We start from the raw sequence: 3,748 nt of genomic DNA, 5'->3' as shown, positions 1-3,748 counted from the left end.
TATTTATATTTATGTTTAGGTATGACATTACAAATGTTTATGAAATTTATGTAAGTTTATATTTGTTTGTTTTATGTAACTTGATCGCTAGTTATAAGTTTTTTACTTATTAATGCTGTATATATACAATAAGCAATATTGAATACTTTAGTATGATACTGTAAAATTTGCTGCGCAGTTTTGTGGGGCTTATTTCAATTTTAAGATATCTATAGGGATACATAGTATGACATCTTCAAGGACGTTTAAGCCTAATGGCTCGTCGGATGCAAATTTTTATCGGTTGTTTGATATTTTTGCATTATTTTTAGCCTTTCAATGCTCAGCTTTGTTCTATAGTTTTGAGATCACTCCTATTTATATGATTTCGGTTTTAACCGTTGCTTTAAGCTTTTTATATTGTGCTGAAATATTCTCTGCTTACCGCTCTTGGCGTGCGGGTAAATTTAGAACTATGGTGCTTTGTGCTTGGAGCGCTTTATTTTCTGCATTTGCCGTTTTGTTTTTTATATCGTTTGCTTTTAAGTTTACAGAGTTACTTTCGCGTATTGGCTTAGGCCTATGGTTTTTAGTGAGTATTGTCTTTTTATATGCTTGGCGCCTAGGTGTATATGTATTTAAAAGAAATAGAAGGAAGCTTGGTTTAAATTTACGTAATGTTGTAATAGTCGGTGCTACAGAGTCAGCGGTAAATTTATATGACGAAATTACTAAAAATGACGAACTTGGTTTTAATTTTTTAGGTTTTTTTGACGACAGGCAACCAGAGCGCCTTTTTGAAAACTCAACAAAACACGATGTTGCAGGGCGTATTCAAGATGCGGTTAATGCAGCTCGCAATGGTGAAATAGGTGTCTTGTATATTGCATTGCCAATGAAGGCAGATAAACGTATTGCAGATATTTTATTGCAGTTAGGCGATACAACGGTTGATGTACATATAATTCCTGACTTTTTAATATCTAACTTAATACATGCGCGTATAGAGCATGTGGGTGACGTTGACACGTTAAGCGTTTTTGAATCCCCATTTATAGGTGCTCGTGAGTTTATAAAGCGTACTGAAGATATAATTGTTGCCTCTATTATTTTAATGCTGATATCTCCTATTTTAATTGCCATTGCATTTGCTGTTAAATTTACTTCTAAAGGGCCTGTAATATTTAAACAAGACAGGTACGGATTAGATGGGCGTAAAATTAAGGTTTGGAAATTTCGCTCAATGAGTGTTACCGAAAACAGTGCTGTAGTTACACAAGCTACAAAAAATGATACGCGCATTACGCCTTTAGGTGGTTTTTTACGCCGTACAAGCCTTGATGAGTTACCACAATTTATAAATGTTTTAAAAGGTGATATGTCTATTGTAGGCCCTCGGCCCCATGCTATTGCCCATAATGAGGAATACCGTAAAAAGGTTGAGTTTTATATGTTACGGCATAAAGCTAAGCCAGGCATTACAGGTTGGGCGCAAATTAATGGCTGGCGCGGCGAAACCGACACACTTGATAAAATGGAAAAACGTGTAGAATTTGATTTACATTATATTAAACACTGGTCGTTATGGTTTGATATAAAAATTATTTTTATGACAATTTTTAAAGGATTTAAGAATGCAAACGCATATTAAAACACTTACCCCTATTTTTGCTTTGTTAAGTGTAGGGTTTGCAGCACCCGCAGCTGCAAATTTAAAGCCAGGTAGTTTTATTACTAAAGATGGCGCAGAAATTACGCCTACGTTACAAACAGGGCTTAGTAGTAATAATAACTTTTTTAGTACACCTGAGAACGAAGAATCGCGATTAATTTGGACTATAACTCCTAATGTTAAAGCGGTTATTGATGATGGCCCAGATAGTTATAGCTTAGATTTAGGTACGAGTAGTTCGTTACATAATAAAGATTCTGACGATAATTTTACTCAAGTAAACATTGGTGTTGGTGTGCATAAAGAGTTTACTAGTCAACATCGTTTAGACATTAACGTTGATGCTGATTGGCTTTATGAACCACGTGGTAGTGGTTTAACCGAAGGCTTGGGCGATGCAGTAAACGAGCTTGTAAAGTACCAGGAACAGAATGCTTTAGCGCTCTACGAATACGGTGCACAAAGTTCAAAAGCGCAAGTTGCTTTAAGCGCCGGCCTTTTTAGTAAAAAATATCAAAATTTCAGAGCTGTATCGCAATATCGTGATTACGATAAATCGTTAATTGGTGTAACTGGTTACTATAATACTCAAGCATCTACCCGTGTTTTTTTTGAGGTCAAGCAAGAAAACTATCGTTACGACTTTTTACAAGCTAACGGTATTTCACGTGATAGTGATGACGTGAAAATATTAATAGGTATGGAGTGGGAAGCAACCGCGGTTACATCTGGCTCGTTTAAGTTAGGTTATCAAAATAAAGACTTTAGTGCTAATGAGCGTGAAAGTTTTAGCGGTTTAAGCTGGGAAGCCGGTGCAAACTGGCAACCGCTTAGTTATTCTACAGTACAATTTACAACCAGCCGCTCAGCTAAAGACCCATTAGTTCAAGGCGACTATATTAAGGAAAGTATTTTTGGTGTTAATTGGACTCATAACTGGAGTGACTATTTGAGCTCACTGGCCGGTATTAATTATATTGATGAGCAATACACTGGAGATGTTGGTCGTAAAGATAAAACCAAAAGTGCGCGCTTAGGTTTAAACTACGTTGCGAATAAGTTTGGTATGGTATCTACCTATGTAGACTTTATTGATAGAGACTCTACTCAAAGTGCAATAGAGTTTGATCGAATTATTGTAGGTATTAATTTTACATTGGGATTAAAGGCTAATTAATGAAGTTTATTTTTAGTTTAACGCTGCTATTTTTATGCAGCGTTTGTTTTGCGCAAACAGCGCAAAGTTATATATTAGGTGCTGGTGATAAGGTTGAAATAAAGGTATTTGGTCAACCCGATTTAGAAGTAACTGCACTTTTAGGTAATAGTGGGGAAATTAATTACCCATTTTTAGGAAAAGTTACACTTGCAGGGCTTAATACCTCAGAGGTTGAACAAGTTATAATACAAGGCTTACAACCTGATTTTTTAATAAACCCTAATGTATACGTACAAGTAATTGAATATCGACCTTTCTATATTCATGGTGAAGTTAAGAATCCTGGAGCTTACCCATATCAGCCTGCTATGACAGTGAATCAAGCGATCGCACTTGCTGGTGGTTTAACCGAACGTGCCTCGATTGACAAAATATATATTTTTAAAGAACAAACGAAACAACAGCAACAAAAAGGTAATTTAAATAGCCGGATTGCGGCTGGTGATACCATAAAAATAGAACAACGCTTGTTTTAAGCAGGATATAGGCATTCAAAGATGAATAACGCAAGTGAAATTGTAGAAAACAATGAAGATTTAATCGATTTAGAGAGATATTTAAACATCTTATCCAGTGCTAAGTGGAAAATATTAAGTTTTTCCTTTGTAGTGACTATCTTTACGATAATGATAACCTTAACACTTCCAAATAGATATGTAGCAACTTCAAAATTATTGATTGAGGCTGAGCAAGCTAAAGCTGTAAGTTTTCAAGAAGTTTATGGTCTAGACTCAAACAAAAAAGAGTATTACCTTACGCAGTTTGAGGTTATAAAATCTGATAGCATAGCAAGGGAGGTAATTAAAACTCTGGATTTAAAAGAACATAATGATTTTATAATAGAGCCTTCATATTTTTCTACGATAAAGTCTGAATTA

Annotated in this window: 4 protein-coding genes; all 4 read left to right on the top strand. The window is 35.2% G+C overall.

The features are described from left to right. Positions 1 to 226 precede the first annotated feature (226 nt). Positions 227 to 1,630 carry an undecaprenyl-phosphate glucose phosphotransferase gene (locus GQR46_RS17385; protein WP_165741732.1) on the top strand — a complete coding sequence of 468 codons (1,404 nt, stop codon included), beginning with the start codon at positions 227 to 229 and terminating at the stop codon, positions 1,628 to 1,630. Then, entirely contained in the window at positions 1,614 to 2,828 is a 1,215-nt protein-coding gene (locus tag GQR46_RS17380) for an outer membrane beta-barrel protein (RefSeq protein WP_165741730.1), read from the top strand. Before GQR46_RS17385 ends, GQR46_RS17380 begins: the two co-directional genes overlap by 17 nt. Next, complete coding sequence (locus GQR46_RS17375) at positions 2,828 to 3,346, top strand: polysaccharide biosynthesis/export family protein (RefSeq protein ID WP_165741729.1); 519 nt, start codon at positions 2,828 to 2,830, stop codon at positions 3,344 to 3,346. Before GQR46_RS17380 ends, GQR46_RS17375 begins: the two co-directional genes overlap by 1 nt. A gap of 21 nt (positions 3,347 to 3,367) precedes the next feature. Beyond that, positions 3,368 to 3,748: Wzz/FepE/Etk N-terminal domain-containing protein (locus tag GQR46_RS17370; RefSeq protein ID WP_240922920.1), on the top strand; the 381-nt coding region annotated here is incomplete at its 3' end.

Origin of the sequence: Pseudoalteromonas sp. Z1A6, from assembly GCF_011378745.1 — a bacterium.
Taxonomy (GTDB): domain Bacteria; phylum Pseudomonadota; class Gammaproteobacteria; order Enterobacterales; family Alteromonadaceae; genus Pseudoalteromonas; species Pseudoalteromonas arctica.
The sequence above is the reverse complement of the archived record's forward strand: the minus strand, read 5'-3'. Positions and strand labels throughout refer to the sequence as shown.